Genomic DNA, 19960 nt, shown 5'->3' with positions numbered 1-19960 from the left:
AGCGTGGCCGGAAGCCATCGGCGCCGGTCGCTGATACCCTGGTAGCCCGTGGACCGGTGGGAGCAAAACCCCCGAACCGCAGCGACGGCAACCCCCGGAAATCCGGAGCGGACAGCCGACCCGCAACCCCCAGACCGCGACCACGGGAGCCCCCCTTTGGCCATGCCGCCCGCTGCTTTTCGCAACAGCACAGCCACGACGACCAAGCACATCTTCGTCACCGGGGGTGTCGCCTCCTCCCTCGGCAAGGGGCTGACGGCCTCCAGCCTCGGCATGCTGCTCAAGGCCCGGGGCCTGCGCGTCGTCATGCAGAAGCTCGACCCGTACCTGAACGTCGACCCGGGCACGATGAACCCCTTCCAGCACGGTGAGGTGTTCGTCACCAACGACGGCGCCGAGACCGACCTGGACATCGGCCACTACGAGCGCTTCCTCGACCGCGACCTCGACGGCTCCGCCAACGTCACCACCGGCCAGGTCTACTCCACGGTGATCGCCAAGGAGCGCCGCGGCGAGTACCTCGGTGACACCGTGCAGGTCATCCCGCACATCACCAACGAGATCAAGCACCGCATCCGGCGCATGGCCACCGACGAGGTGGACGTCGTGATCACCGAGGTCGGCGGCACCGTCGGCGACATCGAGTCGCTGCCGTTCCTGGAGACCGTCCGCCAGGTCCGTCACGAGGTCGGCCGCGACAACGTCTTCGTCGTGCACATCTCGCTCCTGCCGTACATCGGCCCGTCCGGTGAGCTGAAGACCAAGCCGACCCAGCACTCGGTGGCGGCGCTGCGCAACATCGGTATCCAGCCCGATGCCATTGTCCTGCGCTGCGACCGCGAGGTGCCCACCGCGATCAAGCGCAAGATCTCGCTGATGTGCGACGTCGACGAGGCCGCCGTCGTGGCCTGCCCCGACGCCCGCTCCATCTACGACATCCCGAAGACCGTGCACGGCGAGGGCCTCGACGCCTATGTCGTGCGCAAGCTCGACCTGCCGTTCCGGGACGTCGACTGGACGACGTGGGACGACCTGCTGGACCGCGTCCACAACCCCGACCACGAGATCACCCTCGCCCTGGTCGGCAAGTACATCGACCTGCCCGACGCCTACCTGTCGGTCACCGAGGCGCTGCGCGCCGGCGGCTTCGCCAACCGCGCCCGCGTCAAGATCAAGTGGGTCACCTCCGACGACTGCAAGACGCCGGCCGGCGCCAAGGCGCAGCTGTCGGACGTCGACGGCATCTGCATCCCCGGCGGCTTCGGCGACCGCGGTGTGCTCGGCAAGGTCGGCGCGATCAAGTACGCCCGCGAGAACAAGATCCCGCTGCTCGGTCTGTGCCTGGGCCTGCAGTGCATCGTGATCGAGGCCGCGCGCAACCTCGCCGACATCCCGGACGCCAACTCCACCGAGTTCGACCCGGCCACCGGCCACCCGGTCATCTCCACCATGGCCGAGCAGATGGACATCGTCGCCGGTGAGGGCGACATGGGCGGCACGATGCGGCTCGGCATGTACCCGGCGAAGCTGGCCGAGGGCTCGATCGTGCGCGAGGTGTACGACGGCAAGGAGTACGTCGAGGAGCGTCACCGCCACCGCTACGAGGTGAACAACGCCTACCGCGCGGAGCTGGAGAAGAAGGCGGGCATCCTGTTCTCCGGCACCTCCCCGGACGGCAAGCTCGTCGAGTACGTCGAGTACCCGCGCGACACGCACCCCTACCTGGTGGCCACCCAGGCCCACCCGGAGCTGCGCTCGCGTCCGACGCGTCCGCACCCGCTGTTCGCCGGTCTCGTGAAGGCGGCGGTCGAGCGGAAGAATTCGAAGTAACACACCGGCTAGTACGGTGGCCGGGGTGCATACCTTTCAGTAGGGAGCACCCCGGCTTTCGTATGCGCACGTGGGGAAGGAACGGCATGACGATCAAGGACACGCCCGAGGAGTGGGAGATCCGGGCGACCAGGACCCCGTTCACCGGGGCCAAGACCTCCGTCAGGACGGACGAGGTGGTCATGCCCGACGGCTCGGTGGCCACGCGCGACTACCAGGTCCACCCCGGCTCGGTCGCCGTCCTCGCCCTCGACGAGGACGACCGGGTGCTGCTGATCAACCAGTACCGCCACCCGGTGCGGCACAAGCTGTGGGAGATCCCGGCCGGTCTGCTCGACGTGCCCGGCGAGAACCCGCTGCACGCCGCCCAGCGCGAGCTGTACGAGGAGGCGCACGTCAAGGCCGAGGACTGGCGGGTGCTGACCGACCTGTACACCACGCCGGGCGGCTGCGACGAAGCCGTACGGATCTTCCTCGCGCGCGGGCTGTCCGACGCCGAGGGCGAGCGGTTCGCCGCGGAGCACGAGGAGACGGACATGCAGCACGCCCGGGTGCCCGTGGGGGAGCTGGTGCGGGGGATCCTCGCCGGTGAGCTGCACAACACGTGTCTGGTGACCGGGGTGCTGTCGCTGGTCGCGGCACGGCAGGAGGGCCGGCTCGACGCGCTGCGGCCCGCCCTGGCGCCGTGGCCCGCGCGGCCGTTCGAGGCCTGACACCGCGAGAATCCACCTCGTGGTCGTACGATCCGCTGATCCGATCAGGGGACACTGTGTCCGGCACCGCCGCGCTCGGCCCGGATCGTCGCAGAGCGTGAACTAGGCTCTGGAGACGCCCGGTCGATCGGTCCCGTCGGGCACAGTCGTGCGGTGGAACGGGAGCGTGGCCCGTGACGGAACAGGCGGTGGACGAGGGCGGCGTGCGGCTGTCGGCGGACGCGACGGCGGAGAATGTGTTCCTGGGCCGCACACGGGAGTTGAAGGAACTGCGCGCCGACATCGAGCGCGCGGGGCTGGACACGCTCAGCGGGAAGAAGGCCCCCCGCGCACGGGTGCTGCTGATCGCCGGACGCCCCGGTTCCGGGCGTACCGCTCTCGCCGAGGAGCTGGTCCGGCAGGTCGCGGACCGTTACGAGCACGGGGTGCTGCGCGCCCGGCTCGGCGAGGCCGACGGCACGGCCGTCCCCGTGGAGCGTGCCGCCCGTGAGCTGCTCGCGGCGCTGGAGCGGCCCGTGCCGCCGGGGGCCGGCGAGGACGAGCTGACCGAGGCGCTGCGCGACGCCCTCGCCGACCGGCGGACGCTGCTGCTGCTGGACGACGCGGCCGGCGCCGAGCAGGTCGACGCCCTGCTCCCGGACAACCCCGAGTGCCTGGTCGTCGCCGTCTCCGCGCGGCCCCTGACCGGCATCGCCGATGTGCGGCCCTGCACGCTGGGCGGGCTGGACACCAAGTCCGCCGTCGAACTGCTGTCCCGCCGCATCGACCCGGTCCGGGTGACCGTCGACCCGCGGGCCGCCGAGGGCCTGGTCGAGGCGTGCCAGGGCCAGCCCGCCGCGCTGACGCTGGCCGCCGGCTGGCTCACCGCCCGTCCGAAGGCGGCCGTCGCGGACCTCGCCAAGCAGCTGCGCGCCGACGGTGACGACACACCCCCGCTGGCCCGGGTCTTCAAGCTCGCCTACACCGCGCTGCCCGCCCCGGCCGCCCGGATACTGCGTCTGCTCTCCCTCGCCCCGGCCGGGCCCGTCGACCCGCACACGGCGTCCGCGCTGGCCGGCTGCTCGGTGAGCGGCGCCCGCACCACCCTGGACGACTTCGTCCGCTTCGGGCTGCTGCGGGCCGTGGACTCACCGCTGCCGGAGTACGAGATCCCCGGCTGCCTGCACCCGCTGCTCAAGGCCCTCGCCGAGACCCAGGACCGCCCCGCCGAGCTGCAGCTCGCCCGGGCCCGGATGCTCGAGCGGACCGTACGGCTGCTGCAGTCCTGCCGGACGATCACCGAGACCGACAGTCCGCAGGCCCGCGAGAAGCTGCTCGGCATGCCGCGCGCCCTGCGCTTCCCCAGCCCCCGGGCGGCCGAGGAGTGGCTGCGGGTGCGCCGCCCCGCGCTGCTGGGCGCCGCCCGCCTCGCGGTCGCCGACGGGGAGCTGGACACCCTGGCCCGGCGGCTGCTGTCCCAGCTGGTGCGGGCGATGGTCGCCCACTTCGGCACCCGGGCCGCCGCGCCCGACCTGTACGGCGTCCACCGGCTCGTCCTCGACGTGGCCGAGCGGCGTGAGCTGCCCAGGGAGAAGGCCGCGGCCCTGCTGAACCTGGCCGACCTGGACGCCCAGACCGGCCGGACCAACGAGGCGCTGCTGCGATATCGCGCAGCTTTGGATGCCGGACGCAGAGCAAATGACCCGTACGCCACCGGTCGCGCAATGGAATCCGTAGGTGGTGCGCATCTGGAGCTGGGGGACTACGAGCGGGCCGCCGACTGGTTCGGCCGGGCTCTGAGTCAGCGCCTGGCCCGGGACGAGCGTGCGGACGCCGCGCGGCTGTACGGCCGTATCGCCACGGCGCACACCTACGCGGGCCGCTACGGCGAGGCGCTGCGCAACTGGCGGGCGGCCGCGGCCGGCCACCGGCGGTGCGGCGATGTGGCCGCGCACGCGCGGGCGTTGAGCGAGCTGGCGCGCGTGCAGGAGTACGCCGGACGGCCGGCGGAGTCGCTGCGCACCTGCCAGGAGGCGGTGGAGTGGGCGCGCCGGGCGGAGGACACCCGGCTGCAGGCCGCGCTGCACCTGCGGATCGCCGACACCCTGGACCACCTCGGTGATCCGGTGGCCGCCGGGATCCACCGCGGGACGGCCGAGCGCATGCTCGCGGAGGAGGAACAGGAGGGCCCTGAGAGGCCCGACCAGCGGGAATACGCCGTTAATGCCTGCGAAATCCGTAGTGCATCCTCTGAAGATTGATGCAATGAAAGGCTAGACAGCGCGAACGCCTTCATTAGACTGGCTCTGCCGCACGTTCTCCTGCGGTGTCTCCCGGTGTGCCCCCGCATGCCTGGGTATGTCTAGTAATGCCCCTGTTTCCCCTGAGCCAAGGACCGTGATCGACGTGAAGGTCGGCATCCCCCGCGAGGTCAAGAACAACGAGTTCCGGGTGGCCATCACCCCCGCCGGCGTGCACGAGCTGGTGCGCAACGGCCACCAGGTGGTCATCGAGCGCAACGCCGGCGTCGGCTCGTCGATCACGGACGACGAGTACGTCTCCGCCGGTGCGCAGATCCTGGAGACGGCCGACGAGGTCTGGGCCGCCGCCGACCTGCTGCTGAAGGTCAAGGAGCCCATCGCGGAGGAGTACCACCGCCTCCGCAAGGACCAGATCCTCTTCACCTACCTGCACCTGGCCGCCTCCAAGGAGTGCACGGACGCGCTCATCGAGTCCGGCACCACGGCCATCGCCTACGAGACCGTCGAGCTGCCGAACCGCGCGCTGCCGCTGCTCGCCCCGATGTCCGAGGTCGCGGGCCGGCTGGCCCCGCAGGTCGGCGCCTACCACCTGATGCGCGCGGCCGGCGGCCGTGGCGTGCTGCCCGGCGGCGTCCCCGGCGTGACCCCGGCCAAGGCCGTCGTCATCGGTGGCGGCGTCTCCGGCTGGAACGCCACCCAGGTCGCCGTCGGCATGGGCTTCGAGGTGACCCTGCTCGACCGCGACATCAACAAGCTGCGCGAGGCCGACAAGATCTTCGGTACGAAGGTCAAGGCGATCATGTCCAACGCCTTCGAGCTGGAGAAGGCCGTCCTGGACGCCGACCTCGTCATCGGCGCCGTCCTCATCCCGGGCGCCAAGGCCCCGAAGCTCGTCACCAACGAGCTGGTGGCCCGCATGAAGCCCGGAAGTGTCCTTGTCGACATCGCGATCGACCAGGGCGGCTGCTTCGAGGACTCGCACCCGACCACGCACGCCGAGCCGACCTTCAAGGTCCACAACTCGGTCTTCTACTGCGTCGCCAACATGCCCGGCGCGGTGCCGAACACCTCCACCAACGCCCTCACCAACGCGACGCTGCCGTACATCGTCTCGCTCGCGAACAACGGCTGGGTCGAGGCGCTGCGCCGCGACGCCGCGCTGGCCAAGGGCCTCAACACCCACGACGGCAAGGTCGTTTACAAGGAGGTCGCCGAGGCCCACGGTCTGGAGCACGTGGAGCTCTCCACCCTCCTGGGCTGACCTTCCGGCTGAACGGCTCGCCCGACCGCGGGGCCAAGTCGTCCGCAGGAACAAGGCGATACGTCAACACAGGTCGTCAACACCACGCATCCGGCCGGACCTTGCCCGACAAGGTCCGGCCGGATGTGTGTATGGTCACTTTGCGGCTCTCGGTCAACTCGCCTCGAACGTAACCCTTCGACCGATTCGCACACCGGTGAAACCTGCTGTGCGACGGCCTTACGCCCTTGACAGCGGGATGTTTCATTGCCGACACATCGGGCCGGGTCCGGCGGATTGTGTTGCTGCGGACGCCCGACACGCCATAGAGTCGCCAACCGTCGGCATGGTGCCACGCTGACCTTGTCTAGAAGTTTCCTGGTCACCAAGGAGGTAAGACGACTTGTGAATGAGTCGACATTTTCTCCCGGGGGTGGTCAACCAGGAATGCCTGCGCGGGGCCAGGGGCCCACGGGGCTCGAGGCTGTCGGCTCCGTCGCTGTCCGAACCTTCGCAGCCCACCAGAGCCAGAACAGCCCCCATACGGCTCTGTCAGCACACCAGAGCATGGACGGTCATCACGTGAACGCCATGGCCGGCGACGGAAGTGGCGCGCCCCACAACCACTTCGCCGACTACGACGAACTGCCCGAAGGGCACTTCTACGATCCCGACGCCGAGTACGAGCCGGACCCCGAGTACGCGGCCACCCTCGCGCCCGACGCCGCGCGTCAGCGCCGCGAGCGTGTCGGCCCGACCGGGCGCCCGCTGCCCTACTTCCCGATCCCGGGCCCGCTGACCGACCACGGTCCCGCGAAGATCATCGCGATGTGCAACCAGAAGGGCGGCGTCGGCAAGACCACGTCGACCATCAACCTGGGTGCCGCGCTCGCGGAGTACGGCCGGCGCGTGCTGCTCGTGGACTTCGACCCGCAGGGCGCGCTGTCGGTGGGTCTCGGCGTCAACCCCATGGAACTCGACCTGACGGTCTACAACCTGCTCATGGAGCGGGGGATGTCCGCGGACGAGGTTCTGCTGAAGACGGCGGTCCCCAACATGGACCTGCTGCCCAGCAACATCGACCTGTCGGCCGCCGAGGTCCAGCTGGTGAGCGAGGTCGCGCGCGAGTCCACGCTGCAGCGCGCGCTGAAGCCGCTGCTGCCGGACTACGACTTCATCGTCATCGACTGCCAGCCCTCGCTCGGCCTGCTCACCGTGAACGCGCTCACCGCGGCGCACAAGGTGATCGTGCCGCTCGAGTGCGAGTTCTTCGCGCTGCGCGGTGTCGCGCTGCTGACCGAGACCATCGAGAAGGTCCAGGAGCGGCTCAACCCCGACCTGGAGCTCGACGGGATCCTGGCCACGATGTACGACTCGCGCACGGTCCACAGCCGCGAGGTGCTGGCCCGTGTGGTCGAGGCGTTCGACGACCACGTGTACCACACGGTCATCGGGCGCACGGTCCGCTTCCCGGAGACCACGGTCGCCGGTGAGCCGATCACCACCTACGCCTCCAACTCCGTCGGCGCCGCCGCCTACCGCCAGCTCGCCAGGGAGGTGCTCGCCCGGTGTCACGCCGAGTGAGTCTGCCGGGGGCCGACGAACTCTTCCGTACGACAGGGGGGATGGCGCTGCAGCCGTCCACTCCCCGGCGCCCGGGCGGCGAGGCCCGGGTGCCCGCGCCCGCGGGGGAGAGCGACGCCGCCGCGGCCACCGCAACCGACGACGCGCCGCAGTCCGTGCCGGCGCAGGGCGGGGACGGCGAGGGCGTGGAGCACGTCGCGGCCGACGCCGAGGCGGGCGAGGAGTCCCGCAGCCGGGCCTCCACGGCCACGGAACGCGCCGCGCGCCGCAGAGCGACACAGCAGGAAGGTTCTGCCAGTGGTGCCGTTGCGGCGGCCGACGAGGCCGCGCAGCCGCGTCGGCGCGGGCGCGCCGCACGGCGGCCCAGCGGGCGCGAGCGCCACGACGAGAAGATCACGGTCTATGTCTCCGCCGAGGAGCTGATGGACCTCGAGCACGCCCGCCTGGTGCTGCGCGGCGAGCACGGCCTGGCCGTCGACCGCGGGCGCATCGTCCGCGAGGCGGTCGCCGTCGTCCTCGCCGACCTGGAATCCCGCGGGGACGCCAGCATCCTCGTACGCCGTCTGCGCGGACGCTAGCGGTACCCTGCGGGGGCCATGACCTCGAACGACCCCTCCGCCCCCGCAGGCCGCCGACGCCCACTGGGCCGGGGGCCGGCGGCTCTGCCGGGTGACCGGACCGCCTCCGGCGAGCCCACCGCGTCCGAGGCGCCGGGGCGGCCGGAACCGTGGGCGTCGCCCTCGCCGTCGCAGGAGAGGGCACTTGCGCCCGAGCCGGTGGGCCGGGACGACGAGCACGCTGCGCCGCCGGCGGCGACGGACGCGCCTGCCGGGTCCCGGGGACCGGAACGGCGGCCCGGGCAGTCGGCCGCCGACGCGGACGGAGCCGCTGCGGGGGCGCCCGCCGGTGCCCCGGACGCGACACCGCCCGCCGAGGAGCCCACGGACGCCGCTGCCGCGGCCCGACACCCGGGGGCCGATGCCACAGCGGGCGCCTCGCGGGCCGACACCGCGGAGGGACCGGGGGCCGAGGCCGCAGCGGGTCCCTCGCGGGCCGACACCGCGGAGGAATCCCCGCGATCCCACGCCCCGGAGGACCTCCCGCGCCCCGACGCGGCCCCGCCGGGCGACGCGGTCGCGGCGGGACACGCCGGCAGCGCTCGGGGAGGCCCGGCCGGTGCGACGGGCACCGTGGAGGTCGGCCCCGCCGGTGCTCTCGACTCCGCGACGGTGACCGCCGGTGTTCCCGGTTCCGCGGCCGAGGCCGCCGGTACTCCCGACTCCGTGACCGTGGCCGCCGGTACTCCCGGCTCCGTGACCATGACCGCCGGTGTTCCCGGTCCCGTGGCCCCCGCCGTGATCGGTGTCCGCGCGAGCGCAGCCGGTGCCGGGGGATCGGACGGTGCTCCCGACGATGCGGGCGACGGGGTTTTCAAGGTCCGGCTGGACAACTTCGAGGGGCCGTTCGATCTGCTGCTGCAGCTCATCTCGCGGCACAAGCTCGACGTCACCGAGGTCGCGCTCTCCAAGGTGACCGACGAGTTCATGGCGCACATCCGGGCGATGGGGGCCGACTGGGACCTCGACCAGACGACCGAGTTCCTCGTCGTCGCCGCCACGCTGCTCGACCTGAAGGCCGCCCGGCTGCTGCCCGCCGCCGAGGTCGAGGACGAGGGCGACCTCGCCCTGCTGGAGGCCAGGGACCTGCTGTTCGCCCGGCTGTTGCAGTACCGGGCGTACAAACAGATCGCCGACATCTTCAACGCGCGCATCGAGGACGAGGGCCGCCGCTACCCCCGTACCGTCGGACTGGAGCCGCACCACGCCGAACTGCTGCCCGAGGTCGTCATCAGCATCGGCCCCGAAGGCTTCGCCCGGCTCGCCGTCAAGGCCATGCAACCGAGGCCCAGGCCGCAGGTGTACGTCGACCACATCCACGCGCCCCTGGTCAGCGTGCAGGAGCAGGCGCAGGTCGTCGTCGCCCGGCTGAGGGAGCTGGGCGAGGCCAGCTTCCGTACGCTCGTCGAGGACACCGATGACACCCTCACCGTCGTCGCCCGCTTCCTCGCCCTGCTGGAGCTGTACCGCGAGAAGGCCGTCGCCCTGGAGCAGGAGGCCGCCCTCGGCGAGCTGACCGTGCGCTGGACGGGCGGGGACGGGGACGCGGCGCCGACCGTCACGGACGAGTTCGACCGCCCGCCGGAGAAGGCCGAGACCGCCGGCAAGGCCGGGAAGGCCGAGCAGGCCACGCAGGCGGCCCGGGAGGAGAGGAAGGCGTGAGCGAGGAGACCAGCGAGGCCCCGGCAGGCCTGCGGACCGTGGCCGGGCTCGACCTGAAGCCCGCCCTGGAGGCCGTGCTGATGGTCGTCGACGAACCCGCGACCGAGGAGCACCTGGCGAAGATCCTGGAGCGGCCGAAGCGGCAGATCGCCGACGCGCTGCGCGAGCTCGCCGACGAGTACACGGTGCAGGGGCGCGGCTTCGAGCTGCGTTACGTCGCCGGCGGCTGGCGTTTCTACACCCGCCCCGCCTACGCGCCCGCCGTCGAGCGCCTCGTCCTGGACGGCCAGACCGCCCGGCTCACCCAGGCAGCCCTGGAGACCCTGGCCGTCGTCGCCTACCGCCAGCCGGTCAGCCGCAGCCGCGTCTCCGCCGTCCGCGGAGTCAACTGCGACGGCGTGATGCGCACCCTCCTGCAGCGCGGTCTGGTCGAGGAGGCGGGCACGGAACCCGAAACAGGTGCGATCCTGTACAGGACGACGAACTACTTCCTGGAGCGGATGGGCCTGCGCGGTCTGGACGAGCTCCCGGAACTCGCGCCCTTCCTCCCGGAGGCGGAGGCGATCGAGGCCGAGACGCAGGAAGGGGTTCCGTCGTTCGACCCGGACGCTCCCGATGACGAGCCGGGCGCCGTCCGGGGCCTCCCGGACACCGACGACGAAGACGACCAGACGGAACATTGATGCGAAGCAGCAGCGGCAGGAACAGCAGCGGAAACAACGGCGGGAGCCGTGGTGGCAACAGCGGCGGCCGCGGCGGAAGCAGCGGAGGCCGCGGGAACTACCGCGGCGCCGGCAACAACCGCGACGACAAGCAGGGAGGCCGTCCCAAGAAGCCGCGTCCCGAGGAGCGGCGCTACGACGTCGGCCCCGGCGCCACCCAGGACGGCCCGAAGTCCGGCCGGGGCCCCTCGGCCCGCGGCGGCGCCAAGGGCGGCCCCAAGCAGGGGCAGCGCTCCGGCGGCCGTCCGGCCCCCTCGCGCTCGCGTGAGTACGAGACCCGTACCGAGGAGCGCAACCGCGAGCGCTACGCGGGCAAGAAGGACATCAAGCTGCCCAAGACCTTCCCCGGCGCCGAGCAGGAGGGCGAGCGGCTGCAGAAGGTGCTGGCGCGCGCCGGCTTCGGCTCGCGCCGCGCCTGCGAGGACCTGATCGACGAGGCCCGCGTCGAGGTCAACGGCGAGATCGTCACCGAGCAGGGCAAGCGGGTCGACCCGGAGAAGGACGAGATCAAGGTCGACGGTCTGACCGTCGCGACCCAGCGCTACCAGTTCTTCTCGCTGAACAAGCCGGCCGGTGTCGTCTCCACCATGGAGGACCCCGAGGGCCGCCAGTGCCTGGGCGACTACGTCACCAACCGGGAGACCCGCCTCTTCCACGTCGGCCGCCTCGACACCGAGACCGAGGGTGTCATCCTGCTCACCAACCACGGCGAGCTGGCGCACCGGCTGACCCACCCGAAGTACGGCGTGAAGAAGACCTACCTCGCGCACATCGTCGGCCCGATCCCGCGTGACCTGGGCAAGCAGCTCAAGGACGGCATCCAGCTGGAGGACGGGTACGCCCGCGCCGACCACTTCCGGGTCGTGGAGCAGACCGGCAAGAACTACCTGGTCGAGGTCACGCTGCACGAGGGCCGCAAGCACATCGTGCGCCGCATGCTGGCCGAGGCCGGCTTCCCGGTCGACAAGCTGGTCCGGGTCTCCTTCGGCCCCATCACCCTGGGCGACCAGAAGTCGGGCTGGCTGCGCCGCCTGTCGAACACCGAGGTCGGCATGCTGATGAAGGAAGTCGACCTGTAAGTCGCGGTACGCCGCTCCCCGGAGCGCCTTGCGATGATCACCATCCCCCTTTATTGTCATGGTGACGATAAAGGGGGATGGTGATCGCATGTCCAAGCGAGCCGCGACCGGAGCACTCATCGGCCTGGCCCTCGGGGACGCCCTCGGCTACCCGACCGAGTTCAAGACCGTGCCGTTGATCCTGTCGATGTTCGGCCCCTGGCGGGAGCTGGAGCTGCCGCAACGGGCCCTCGTCACCGACGACACCCAGATGACCCTCGCTCTCGGACGGGGCCTGCGTACCGCCATGGAGCGTGGGTACCTCGCGCCCAAGCGGCTGGAGCGGCCCGTGCGGGAGGAGTTCGTCGACTGGTACCACTCGCCGGACAACAACCGCGCCCCCGGCAACACCTGCCTGCGGGCCTGCGACCTCCTCAAGGAGGAGGGCCGCGCCTGGCAGGACGCCAGCCAGATCCACTCCAAGGGCTGCGGCGCCAACATGCGCGTCGCGCCCATCGGGCTCGCGCCGGGGCTGACCGAGGCGCAGCGCTCCGGTGCCGCCCAGTTCCAGTCCGCCCTCACCCACGGCCACCCCACGGCACTCGCCGCGTCCGACCTCACCGCGCACGCGGTGCACCTGCTCGCTCAGGGGGCCGACCCCACCGCGCTGGTCGGGCTGCTGCGGTCGTACGCGCTGGACCACCGCACCCACTACGACCACACCTGGCTCGGCGACCTGTGGACCCGCAGCCAGGACCCCACGCCCGAACACTTCATCGCGCGCGGCTGGGACGAGTGCCTGGAGATCCTCGAACGGCTCCAGGGCGCCGTGCGGACCGTCTCGCCGGAGACCGACCCGTGCCTGGCCACCGGGGAGGGCTGGATCGCCGAGGAGGCGCTGGCCACCGGGCTGCTGTGTTTCCTGCTCTTCCCCGACGAGCCGCTGACCGCCCTGCGCCGCGCCGCCTGCACCGCCGGCGACTCCGACTCCATCGCCTGCCTGGCCGGCGCCTTCGCGGGAGCCTATCTGGGCGCCGACGCCTGGCCGGCCGCGTGGGCGGACCGCATCGAGTACCGCGGCGAGCTGCTGGCCCTCGGCGCGCTCTGGGACGCCTGACCGGGCGGCTCCACCGGGGGTACCCGGGCGCCGGGGGAGCCGTACGACGAATGGGCGCGGCCATGACGGGCGACGGCATCGGCGATCTGCTCGGCGGCGTTCTCGGGGCCGGGGCGGCACCGGCAGCGGCGCCCTCCCGGTGGGCGCCGCTGCCGAAGAGCGTCGGCGGCGGTGATCCGCTCGGCGGAGTGCTGGAGACGCTCACCCGGGCGGAGCTGGGTGAGCAGGCGCGCTCCCGGGTCGGCGACGGCCCGAACCGGTCCCTGACCGGCGACCAGGTCCGGCGCTCGGCACGGACACCATGGAACGGGTCGCCCGGGAGGTCGGCAGCACGCCGGCGCAGGCCGCCGACGACCTCGCCCAGGCGCTGCCGCACGCCGTCGACCGGCTCACCCCGCAAGGCCGTGTGCCACGGACCGGGGCGCCGGCGGACCAGATCCGGCGGCGGGCCCCCTGACGTCAGCGGACCACGTCCGGCGGCAGGCCTCCTGACGTCGGCGGACCACATCCGGAGGCAGGCCCCCTGACGCCGGCGTCTCAGCGGACGGGCGCCGCACGCCCCCGGGGCGCGGGCTGACTAGGCTGGTCGCACAGCAGACCCGATACGCAGACAGGCAAGGAGCAGCGCCGTGGCGGTACGAGCGGTCCGGGGGGCCGTCCAGTTGGAGCGGGACGAGGCCGGGCACATGGACGAGCAGGTGTCGGCGCTGCTCACCGCCATCCTGGAACGGAACGGCCTGAGCACGGACGACCTGATCAGCATCTGGTTCACGGCCACCCCCGACCTGCACAGCGACTTCCCGGCGGCCGCCGCACGCAAGCTCGGCATCGTCGACGTGCCGCTGATCTGCGCGCAGGAGCTGGACATCGAGGGCGCGATGCCCCGTGTGGTGCGCGTCCTCGCCCACATCGAGTCGGACAAGCCGCGCGCCGACATCAACCACGTCTACCTCGGCGCCGCCGCCGCCCTGCGCAAGGACATCGCCCAGTGAGGACCGCACTCGTCATCGGCACGGGTCTGATCGGCACCTCCGCCGCCCTCGCCCTCGCCCAGCGCGGTGTCACCGTCCACCTCGTCGACCACGACCCGGAGCAGGCCCGTACCGCCGCCGCGCTCGGTGCGGGCACCGACGAGCCGCCCGCGGGCCCGGTCGACCTGGCGATCGTCGCCGCCCCGCCCGCCCACGTCGCAACCGTGCTCGCCGACGCCATGAGCCGCGGCGTGGCCCGCGGCTACATCGACGTGGCCAGCGTCAAGGGCGGTCCGCGCCGCGAGCTGGAGGCCCTCGGCCTGGACCTCGCCTCCTACCTCGGCACCCACCCGATGTCCGGCCGGGAGAAGTCCGGCCCGCTCGCCGCCTCCGGGGACCTCTTCGAAGGCCGCCCCTGGGTGCTCACCCCCACCCGGGACACCGACACCGAGGTGCTGAACCTCGCCCTGGAGCTGGTCTCGCACTGCCGCGCGGTGCCGGTCGTCATGGACGCCGACGCCCACGACCGGGCCGTGGCGCTGGTCTCCCACATGCCCCACCTGGTCTCCAGCATGGTCGCCGCCCGTCTGGAGAACGCCGAGGAGGCGGCCGTACGGCTGTGCGGGCAGGGCATCCGGGACGTGACCCGGATCGCCGCCTCCGACCCGCGCATGTGGATCGACATCCTGTCCGCGAACCCCGGTCCGGTCGCCGACCTGCTCTCCGACGTGGCCACCGACCTGGACGAGACGGTCCGGGCGCTGCGGGCGCTGCAGTCCAGCGACGACGACAAGCGCCGCGACGGCACCGCCGGCATCGAGGACGTGCTGCGCCGCGGCAACGCCGGCCAGGTCCGCGTCCCCGGCAAGCACGGCAGCGCGCCGCGCGTCTACGAGACCGTCGCCGTCCTCATCGACGACCAGCCCGGGCAGCTGGCCCGCATCTTCGCCGACGCCGGCCGGGCCGGGGTCAACATCGAGGACGTGCGGATCGAGCACGCGACCGGGCAGCAGGCGGGCCTGGTCCAGCTCATGGTCGAGCCGAAGGCGGTGCCGGTGCTCGCGGCCGCGCTGCGCGAGCGGGGCTGGGCCATCCGGCAGTAGGGCCCTGTGGCCCGGCGTGAGCGGCCGGGCCGTCCGGTGGCAAGGCGTGCGGGAGCGGCAGGGCGTCCGGCGGTAGGGCCTGCGTGAGCGGCTGGGGCCGTCCGGCAGTAAGAGGCGCGCCGCGGAGCCAGTAACCTTGTGCGGGGCGTCCCCCTAGGGCCGTGCGCCCCGCACCCCGCTCCCCGCCTCGCACCAGGAAGGTGTCCCCCCGTGGAAAACGGCGCCGCCCAGACTGTGCCGCCTGTGATCGTCGCCATCGACGGTCCCTCCGGCACCGGCAAGTCGAGCACGTCGAAGGCCGTGGCCGCGCAGCTCGGACTGAGCTACCTGGACACCGGCGCCCAGTACCGGGCGATCACCTGGTGGATGGTGACCAACGGCGTCGACGTCGACGACCCCGCCGCCATCGCCGCCGCCGCGGGCAAGCCGCAGATCGTCTCCGGCACCGACCCGGAGAAGCCGACGATCACCGTCGACGGCTTCGACGTCTCCGGACCGATCCGCACCCAGGAGGTCACCTCCCGGGTCAGCGCCGTCAGCGCGGTGCCCGAGGTGCGGGCCCGGATCACCGAGCTGCAGCGCTCCATCGCGACCGGCGCGGAGAACGGCATCGTCGTCGAGGGCCGGGACATCGGTACGACCGTGCTGCCGGACGCCGACCTGAAGATCTTCCTCACCGCCTCCCCGGAGGCCCGCGCCGCCCGGCGCAGCGGTGAGCTGAAGGGCGCCGACGTGCACTCCACCCGTGAGGCGCTGCTCAAGCGGGACGCGGCCGACTCCAGCCGCAAGACCTCGCCGCTGGCCAAGGCCGGCGACGCCGTCGAGGTGGACACCACCGACCTCAGCCTGGCCCAGGTCATCGAGTGCGTGGTCACCCTCGTCGAGGAGAAGCGGGCGGGGAAGTGACCGCTGTGTCCGAGCGGGGCGCGGACATCGGACGGCGCATCGGCGTCGGCCTGATGTACGGCCTGTTCAAGCCGCGTGTGCTGGGCGCCTGGCGGATGCCGGCGCGCGGCCCGCTGATCCTCGCCGTCAACCACTCGCACAACGTCGACGGCCCGATGGTCATGGGCGTGGCGCCCCGGCCCGTGCACTTCCTGATCAAGAAGGAAGCGTTCATCGGGCCGCTCGACCCGTTCCTGACCGGCATCGGCCAGCTCAAGGTCGACCGCTCCACGGCCGACCGCACCGCGATCACCCAGGCGCTGGACGTCCTCACGGCCGGCGGCGTCCTCGGGATCTTCCCGGAGGGCACCCGCGGCGAGGGCGACTTCGCCTCCCTGCGCGCCGGTCTCGCCTACTTCGCGGTGCGCTCCGGGGCGCCGATCGTGCCGGTGGCGGTGCTGGGAAGTTCCGAGCGGAGCGGACGGTTGATAAAGGCGCTGCCCCCGCTGCGCTCCCGCATCGACGTCGTCTTCGGCGACCCGTTCGACGCGGGCGACGGAAGCGGGCGGCGTACGCGCAGGGCACTCGACGAGGCGACCGAGCGCATCCAGAAGCAGCTCACCGAGCACCTGGAAAACGCCAGGCGACTGACCGGCCGCCAGGCGACACTGAGTAGTGGATGAGGCCCGCCTGTGGCCCGCTCCACCGATCACCACGAATGAACGACGAGGTACGGACTTCATGAACGACCACATCCAGCCCGACGGCTCGGACGTACACGAGCACGATCACGGGGCTCTCGGCGACGCCGAGTACGCGGAGTTCATGGAGCTCGCGGCGGAAGAGGGCTTCGACGTCACGGACGTCGAGGGCGCGATCGAGGAGGCCGGGCACGGCCCGCTGCCGGTGCTCGCCGTCGTCGGCCGCCCCAATGTCGGCAAGTCGACCCTGGTGAACCGGATCATCGGCCGCCGTGAGGCCGTCGTCGAGGACAAGCCGGGCGTCACCCGCGACCGCGTCACCTACGAGGCCGAGTGGGCGGGCCGCCGCTTCAAGGTCGTCGACACCGGCGGCTGGGAGCAGGACGTCCTCGGCATCGACGCCTCCGTCGCCGCGCAGGCCGAGTACGCCATCGAGGCCGCCGACGCCGTCGTCTTCGTCGTCGACGCCAAGGTCGGCGCCACCGACACCGACGAGGCCGTCGTACGGCTGCTGCGCAAGGCCGGCAAGCCGGTCGTGCTGTGCGCCAACAAGGTCGACGGCCCGAGCGGCGAGGCCGACGCGTCCTACCTGTGGAGCCTCGGCCTCGGTGAGCCGCACCCCGTCTCCGCGCTGCACGGCCGCGGCACCGGCGACATGCTGGACGCCGTCCTGGAGGCGCTGCCCGAGGCGCCCGAGCAGTCCTTCGGCACCGCCGTCGGCGGTCCCCGCCGCATCGCGCTCATCGGCCGCCCGAACGTCGGCAAGTCCTCCCTGCTGAACAAGGTGGCCGGCGAGGAGCGCGTCGTCGTCAACGAGCTGGCGGGCACCACCCGCGACCCGGTCGACGAGCTGATCGAACTGGGCGGGGTGACCTGGAAGTTCGTCGACACGGCAGGCATCCGCAAGCGCGTCCACCTCCAGCAGGGCGCCGACTACTACGCCTCGCTGCGCACGGCCGCCGCCGTGGAGAAGGCCGAGGTCGCGGTCATCCTGATCGACGCCTCCGAGAACATCTCCGTGCAGGACCAGCGGATCGTCACCATGGCGGTCGAGGCGGGCCGCGCCATCGTCCTCGCCTTCAACAAGTGGGACACCCTCGACGAGGAGCGCCGCTACTACCTGGAGCGGGAGATCGAGACCGAGCTGGCCCAGGTGGCGTGGGCGCCGCGCGTCAACGTCTCGGCCCGCACCGGCCGGCACATGGAGAAGCTGGTCCCGGCGATCGAGACCGCCCTCGCCGGCTGGGAAACCCGCGTCCCGACCGGCCGGCTGAACGCCTTCCTCGGCGAGCTGGTCGCCGCCCACCCGCACCCGATCCGGGGCGGCAAGCAGCCGCGCATCCTGTTCGGCACGCAGGCCGGCACCAAGCCGCCGCGGTTCGTGCTCTTCGCCTCCGGCTTCATCGAGGCGGGCTACCGGCGCTTCATCGAGCGCCGGCTGCGTGAGGAGTTCGGCTTCGAGGGCACCCCGATCCACATCTCGGTGCGCGTGCGCGAGAAGCGCGGCAAGAAGAAGTAAGTCCGGGCGCCCGAAGGGGGCGGCCCCCGAGTCCGTCACGGACCTGGGGGCCGCCCCCTCGCGGTTGCGGCCGTCAGCTGCCGCCGGGCCGGCCGGGCGGCAGCGCCGCCGGCACGAACTGCGTGGGGCCGCCGGGCTGTCCCACCGGGCCGACCCGCTGCCACGCCGACTGCCGGCCCACGCGGGCGCTCTGGGCTCCCGCGCTGTAGGCGCTGTACGAGCTGGAGAACGACCCCGGCCGGGGGACGGCCGGGCCGCCGCCGTGCCGGATGCTGCCGAAGGCGGTGAACCCCAGCTCCTCCTCGCCGCTGCGGTCACCCGGCAGCGAGCGGAAGGACTTGACGTACTCGGCGTAGAGCGCGTCGTAGATCGGCGTGGCCGATGGGCCGCGGTGCGACTCCTGCCCCACCCGCGGCGGAGGCGGAACCGAGGAGAAGCTCTGGCGGCGGGGAACGTCGTAGTTGTGCACGTAAGTCCCAACGATGCGGCACGTCATGGGATGCGGCCACGGCTGCCCCCGGCAGCGGGCGGGGCTGCTCGGCTCCGTCCCCCTGGCGGGGCCCGCTCGGCTCCGGCCTCCTGCTGGGGCCGACCTGGTTCCGCGGGTGGTCGGGCCTGCCTGCCCCGACGGTGGACCGGGGCCGCTCGGCTCCGGCGCGCTGCCGGGGGCCCATCTCGCTCCGCGGGTGGTCGGGGCCTGCTGGCCGGCACGGCGGTGAGTCGGGTCCGGACGAGGGTGCGCGGGTGTCGGCTGCGGGCCTTCGCCGCCGGACCGGTACCGGCCGCCTCGACGCCGTGACCGGCAGGCCTCGGATACGGCGGTCCGAGCCCGTCCCGCGCTGAGGGCGACCGTGCCGTCCGGGCTGGCGCAGCCGGTGCCGGCCCGGCCCTGGGCCGGCCTCGGCCCGTGTCGGCTGCCGGCCGAAGGCCGAGCACGCCGCCGGCCGGTGCGAGGGCGGTCGGCGGCGGCTCGGGGGTCAGGTCAGGTGCCGGCCAGCGGCAGAGTGGCCGCGACCAGGTGGCCGGTGGCCGCTGCTTTGTCCAGGGCGTCGCGCAGCAGGTCCTCGCGGGGCTGGCGACCGATGGAGCCGACCGGGGCCGCGAACATCAGTACCTGCTGGTGCTTGTTGGCGGCCGCGCGCCAGCCCTCGGTGACCTGCAGCGGCTGGTGCGCCTGCCACCAGGCGACCGGCTGGCCGCCGTCCATGCCGGGCTGGAGGACCGCGTGCAGCTGTCCCATCGCCAGCAGCACGGACCAGCCGTGCAGCACCGGCGGTACGGCGGACAGCTCCGGCAGCGGCATGAAGCCGTGCTCGATCAGCAGCGGCAGGAAGTCGTCGCCGGTGCCGGTGGAGCCGGGGCGCACGACCGGCCCGGTCGGCTCCACGACCAGCGCCGGGTGCAGCTCCCCGGCGATCAGGACCAGTCCGCTGGTCACGCCGAGCACGGCCTGCTCCGGCACCGACTTCACCGGCTCACCCGCGCCGCCCTGCCCACCGGCGACGCCTCCGATGGAGCGGACCGCGCCCTGCAACTGCTCCTCGGTGACCTGGACGACCTGCGAGGGCAGGCAGCCGGCGTGGGCGAAGGCGAGTACGGCGGTCTCCTCGCCCACGAACAGCACGGTGCTGGTGCGTTCGTGCTCGGGGTCGCCCGGGGTGCGGCAGGAGGTGCAGTCGTAACTGCCGGGGGCGTTCTCCCCGGCGAGCAGCCGGTCGGCTTCTTCGTCGCCGATCTCGGCGCGTACCTCGTCGCTGACGTCGAGCATGCGCGGCACGGGTGGCTCCCTCGGGATGCGGTGCGTTGGCGGCGCCGGGTGGTCCCCGGCTCATGAAGAGCACAACGGGCGATCTGTGGTGGGGGTCACGCACGCGCGGGAACGGAATCCCCTCAACCGACGCGTACGGTCAACTCCGCGCCGGAACCGGTCACTCAGCGTCAAGTGTTCGAGCCGTCAAGGAGTTTGGCTCGGTGAAGTGGCTCACAGGCGGACGAGAC

At 72.5% G+C, this 19960-nt stretch carries 17 protein-coding genes and 1 pseudogene; 16 read left to right on the top strand and 2 right to left on the bottom strand.

The window, feature by feature from the left end; genetic code table 11:
- Positions 1 to 162 precede the first annotated feature (162 nt).
- The 16 genes and pseudogenes from AB0E88_RS08440 to der all read left to right on the top strand — a co-directional run bounded on the left by AB0E88_RS08440 (position 163) and on the right by der (position 17962).
- Positions 163 to 1830 (top strand): CTP synthase, encoded by a 1668-nt coding sequence (locus AB0E88_RS08440; RefSeq protein WP_361625893.1) that lies wholly within the window; start codon positions 163 to 165, stop codon positions 1828 to 1830.
- A gap of 86 nt (positions 1831 to 1916) precedes the next feature.
- Complete coding sequence (locus tag AB0E88_RS08435; protein ID WP_361625890.1) at positions 1917 to 2543, top strand: NUDIX hydrolase; 627 nt, start codon at positions 1917 to 1919, stop codon at positions 2541 to 2543.
- A 173-nt stretch (positions 2544 to 2716) separates the two neighbouring features.
- A complete protein-coding gene (locus AB0E88_RS08430) occupies positions 2717 to 4783 on the top strand; it encodes a tetratricopeptide repeat protein (protein WP_361625887.1) in 2067 nt (688 codons plus the stop codon).
- A 136-nt stretch (positions 4784 to 4919) separates the two neighbouring features.
- Entirely contained in the window at positions 4920 to 6044 is a 1125-nt protein-coding gene (gene ald, locus AB0E88_RS08425; RefSeq protein ID WP_361625884.1) for an alanine dehydrogenase, read from the top strand.
- Positions 6045 to 6470: 426 nt separating this feature from the next.
- Positions 6471 to 7607 (top strand): ParA family protein, encoded by a 1137-nt coding sequence (locus tag AB0E88_RS08420; RefSeq protein WP_361625881.1) that lies wholly within the window; start codon positions 6471 to 6473, stop codon positions 7605 to 7607.
- On the top strand, positions 7592 to 8185 hold the full coding sequence (locus AB0E88_RS08415) for a hypothetical protein (RefSeq protein ID WP_361625878.1): 594 nt from the start codon (positions 7592 to 7594) through the stop codon (positions 8183 to 8185). The genes AB0E88_RS08420 and AB0E88_RS08415 overlap by 16 nt, the downstream gene beginning before the upstream one ends.
- A 612-nt stretch (positions 8186 to 8797) precedes the next feature.
- Entirely contained in the window at positions 8798 to 9886 is a 1089-nt protein-coding gene (locus AB0E88_RS08410; RefSeq protein ID WP_361625875.1) for a ScpA family protein, read from the top strand.
- On the top strand, positions 9883 to 10569 hold the full coding sequence (scpB, locus tag AB0E88_RS08405) for an SMC-Scp complex subunit ScpB (RefSeq protein ID WP_361625872.1): 687 nt from the start codon (positions 9883 to 9885) through the stop codon (positions 10567 to 10569). Before AB0E88_RS08410 ends, scpB begins: the two co-directional genes overlap by 4 nt.
- Positions 10569 to 11687 (top strand): pseudouridine synthase, encoded by a 1119-nt coding sequence (locus AB0E88_RS08400; protein ID WP_361625869.1) that lies wholly within the window; start codon positions 10569 to 10571, stop codon positions 11685 to 11687. The genes scpB and AB0E88_RS08400 overlap by 1 nt, the downstream gene beginning before the upstream one ends.
- An 88-nt stretch (positions 11688 to 11775) precedes the next feature.
- The gene (locus AB0E88_RS08395) at positions 11776 to 12783 is read left to right on the top strand and encodes an ADP-ribosylglycohydrolase family protein (RefSeq protein ID WP_361625866.1); all 1008 of its coding nucleotides are present in this window, start codon (positions 11776 to 11778) and stop codon (positions 12781 to 12783) included.
- A 50-nt stretch (positions 12784 to 12833) separates the two neighbouring features.
- Positions 12834 to 13240: pseudogene (locus AB0E88_RS08390) on the top strand (YidB family protein).
- A 172-nt stretch (positions 13241 to 13412) separates the two neighbouring features.
- On the top strand, positions 13413 to 13775 hold the full coding sequence (gene aroH / locus AB0E88_RS08385; RefSeq protein ID WP_361625863.1) for a chorismate mutase: 363 nt from the start codon (positions 13413 to 13415) through the stop codon (positions 13773 to 13775).
- Positions 13772 to 14857 carry a prephenate dehydrogenase gene (locus AB0E88_RS08380; RefSeq protein WP_361625860.1) on the top strand — a complete coding sequence of 362 codons (1086 nt, stop codon included), beginning with the start codon at positions 13772 to 13774 and terminating at the stop codon, positions 14855 to 14857. The genes aroH and AB0E88_RS08380 overlap by 4 nt, the downstream gene beginning before the upstream one ends.
- Before the next feature lie 210 nt (positions 14858 to 15067).
- On the top strand, positions 15068 to 15763 hold the full coding sequence (gene cmk, locus AB0E88_RS08375) for a (d)CMP kinase (RefSeq protein WP_361625857.1): 696 nt from the start codon (positions 15068 to 15070) through the stop codon (positions 15761 to 15763).
- A gap of 53 nt (positions 15764 to 15816) precedes the next feature.
- Positions 15817 to 16425 (top strand): lysophospholipid acyltransferase family protein, encoded by a 609-nt coding sequence (locus tag AB0E88_RS08370; RefSeq protein WP_361625962.1) that lies wholly within the window; start codon positions 15817 to 15819, stop codon positions 16423 to 16425.
- 58 nt (positions 16426 to 16483) lie between these two features.
- A complete protein-coding gene (gene der / locus AB0E88_RS08365) occupies positions 16484 to 17962 on the top strand; it encodes a ribosome biogenesis GTPase Der (RefSeq protein WP_361625854.1) in 1479 nt (492 codons plus the stop codon).
- Positions 17963 to 18035: 73 nt separating this feature from the next.
- Here the strand turns inward: der and AB0E88_RS08360 are convergent, their stop codons facing one another.
- Together AB0E88_RS08360 and AB0E88_RS08355 are read right to left on the bottom strand one after the other, a co-directional pair.
- A complete protein-coding gene (locus AB0E88_RS08360; protein WP_361625851.1) occupies positions 18036 to 18431 on the bottom strand; it encodes a hypothetical protein in 396 nt (131 codons plus the stop codon).
- A gap of 513 nt (positions 18432 to 18944) precedes the next feature.
- Positions 18945 to 19739 carry a hypothetical protein gene (locus AB0E88_RS08355; RefSeq protein ID WP_361625848.1) on the bottom strand — a complete coding sequence of 265 codons (795 nt, stop codon included), beginning with the start codon at positions 19737 to 19739 and terminating at the stop codon, positions 18945 to 18947.
- Positions 19740 to 19960: the final 221 nt, after the last annotated feature.

The sequence above is a fragment of the Streptomyces sp. NPDC028635 genome, from assembly GCF_040637635.1.
Taxonomy (GTDB): Bacteria; Actinomycetota; Actinomycetes; order Streptomycetales; family Streptomycetaceae; genus Streptomyces.
This window is presented reverse-complemented; position numbering and strand designations above follow the sequence as displayed.

What these genes read in the sequence shown, in the direction of transcription:
- AB0E88_RS08440 (WP_361625893.1), top strand. Translation starts at nt 163, where the DNA reads ATGCCGCCCGCTGCTTTTCGCAACAGCACAGCCACGACGACCAAGCAC.
- AB0E88_RS08435 (WP_361625890.1), top strand. Translation starts at nt 1,917, where the DNA reads ATGACGATCAAGGACACGCCCGAGGAGTGGGAGATCCGGGCGACCAGG.
- AB0E88_RS08420 (WP_361625881.1), top strand. Translation starts at nt 6,471, where the DNA reads ATGCCTGCGCGGGGCCAGGGGCCCACGGGGCTCGAGGCTGTCGGCTCC.
- AB0E88_RS08400 (WP_361625869.1), top strand. Translation starts at nt 10,569, where the DNA reads ATGCGAAGCAGCAGCGGCAGGAACAGCAGCGGAAACAACGGCGGGAGC.
- AB0E88_RS08395 (WP_361625866.1), top strand. Translation starts at nt 11,776, where the DNA reads ATGTCCAAGCGAGCCGCGACCGGAGCACTCATCGGCCTGGCCCTCGGG.
- AB0E88_RS08370 (WP_361625962.1), top strand. Translation starts at nt 15,817, where the DNA reads ATGTACGGCCTGTTCAAGCCGCGTGTGCTGGGCGCCTGGCGGATGCCG.
- der (WP_361625854.1), top strand. Translation starts at nt 16,484, where the DNA reads ATGAACGACCACATCCAGCCCGACGGCTCGGACGTACACGAGCACGAT.